The sequence below is a fragment of the Psychrobacter sp. CAL346-MNA-CIBAN-0220 genome (genome assembly GCF_040309805.1).
Taxonomy (GTDB): Bacteria; Pseudomonadota; Gammaproteobacteria; order Pseudomonadales; family Moraxellaceae; genus Psychrobacter.
Window position 1 is genome coordinate 1 of the sequence record NZ_JBEOPF010000602.1, and the last position, 247, is coordinate 247.

A 247-nucleotide genomic window follows, 5' to 3' on the forward strand; every position below is an offset into this window, starting at 1 on the left:
TCTCGGACCGGCTCGTGTACGCGAACGAACTCGAAACCGTGCGTCACCTGCTTCAGCACGGCCATGGCTGGGGCTTCCTGCCGACGCATTTCGACGCCGGGCGCTGGCCGTCCGTCACGCGCATCGACACGGAGGTCGGGCACGGCAGCCTTGTCCATTCGATCGTCGCGGTGTGGAAGCCCGGCACGTGGAACCCGTCGCCGATCCTCGAAGCGATCGACGCCGCCGGCGCGGCATGGGAGAAAGC

Annotated in this window: 1 protein-coding gene; it reads left to right on the forward strand. The window is 68.0% G+C overall.

All coding sequences use genetic code 11. The annotated features are described in order from the left end of the window. Window positions 1-14 precede the first annotated feature (14 nt). Window positions 15-247: hypothetical protein (locus AAEY88_RS14965; protein WP_350563659.1), on the forward strand; the 233-nt coding region annotated here is incomplete at its 3' end.